Below are 1,537 nucleotides of genomic sequence, written 5' to 3'. Positions count from 1 at the left end.
GGCGTTGATATGACTCCCCACGTCAAGAGGCAAACACCGATCCAGGCCTGTATTCCAAGGCTAGGTGTTGCCGTTAAAGGGCGGGTCAGGACAGACGCTGAGGCCAGTAATCGTCGACGGTTTTCATGCTGATATCCGTGGGTTCTCACCACCTTACTTTTCCGTCGTGAAGCCGGTCCTCCGTCTAGGAACGAGCGTCTGGTCAGAGACGTCAGCCAGGCGTCCTAACGCGCGTCGAGGGTTGCTTCACACACCGTGGCCTGAAGCGCCTGCCCTGTCCCATAACCGTTGTCACAGCATCAACCTCGGATCCGGTTTGGCGATCACGACTTCCCGGGCGATCGCCCAGATGTGGCCGACCAGCTCACGCGCGATGGCAGCCACCACCACATTGCGGTGCTTGCCTCGCTGCATCAGGGCCCGATACCGACGGCAGAGCCGGACCTGGGCCTCCCAGGCCTTTTCCACGATGGCCTTGGGCAGGTCTTCCTGGCGCTGCTGCAGGATGCGTGAGGTCTTTGCCGGATACCGGTAGGCGTGGGCGGCCTCAATGAGCATGCGCCGGGCTCGTTTATTCCCGGCACAGGTCAGTGGCCCGATACGCCGGCGGTTACCGCTGGAGCGTTCACTGGGTGTCAGGCCGACATAGGCCATCAGCTTCCTGGGCGTGTCGAAGCGCTGCAGGTCCCCCAACTCGGCGACCACGCTGGTCGCTACCAGTAACTGCACCCCCCTTAGCGCCTGAACCGCTTTGACCAGCGGGTAGAAGCGCCAGCGGCGGACCTGATAGGTCAGCTCGTTGTCGAGCCGTTCCAGGCGTTTGTGGCGTTCCACGATGGTGTAGAGCATTTCCCGGAACACGGTGTTCTGAGCTGGTGTCGGCATCACCAGTTCCGAGAGCCAGCGCACATGGGCGGCTGACCAGTTGGCAGTGCCGGTGTAACGGATGTCGTGCCGCAGCAGGAACGCCTTGAGCTGACTCTTGGCGTTCTTGAGATCCCACATGGTGGTCTCCCGGGCCCGGGAGAGATCCCGGATGGCCTCGTCTTCGGGCTCGGGCACATAGATCGGCTCGATGTCCCCCGTGCGCAGCAACTGCGCCAGCTGCATGCAGTCGCGCTTATCGGTTTTCACCTGCTGGCCGGGCTTCTTGGGAATCAGTGACGGTGCGACCACAAAGCAGGGATAGCCCCAACTGGACAGCAGACGGTAGAGCCAGTAGCCGCAGGGCCCGGCTTCATAGACGAACTGAAGCTGGCATCCCGGATGGTGGGATTCGAGTTGGCGAACCAATTTGCGGATGGCGTAATGCTGGGTTCCGATGGTGCCAAGATAAGTGACGGGTTCCGTTCGGGAATCGGTGGCGTAGGCCACCGCGATGGTGTCTTTGTGCGTATCCAGGCCAATAAAGCGTGTGCTATGTTTTTTCATGGTGCTGCCCCCCGATTTTACGCATGTGAACACGTAAATTATGGCTCTGGCTTCGGCTAACCCTCGAGCGCGGGGGCAGCCCCTTTGTGGGGAGTCATAATGTCTA

Annotated in this window: 1 protein-coding gene; it reads right to left on the bottom strand. The window is 60.9% G+C overall.

Translation table 11 applies throughout. From position 1 onward, the window contains the following. Positions 1–291: 291 nt before the first annotated feature. On the bottom strand, positions 292–1,431 hold the full coding sequence (locus DKK67_RS21445; protein WP_111498577.1) for an IS110 family RNA-guided transposase: 1,140 nt from the start codon (positions 1,429–1,431) through the stop codon (positions 292–294). Between the last annotated feature and the right edge of the window lie 106 nt (positions 1,432–1,537).

The organism is Marinobacter bohaiensis (assembly GCF_003258515.1).
Lineage (GTDB): Bacteria > Pseudomonadota > Gammaproteobacteria > Pseudomonadales > Oleiphilaceae > Marinobacter_A > Marinobacter_A bohaiensis.
This window is presented reverse-complemented; position numbering and strand designations above follow the sequence as displayed.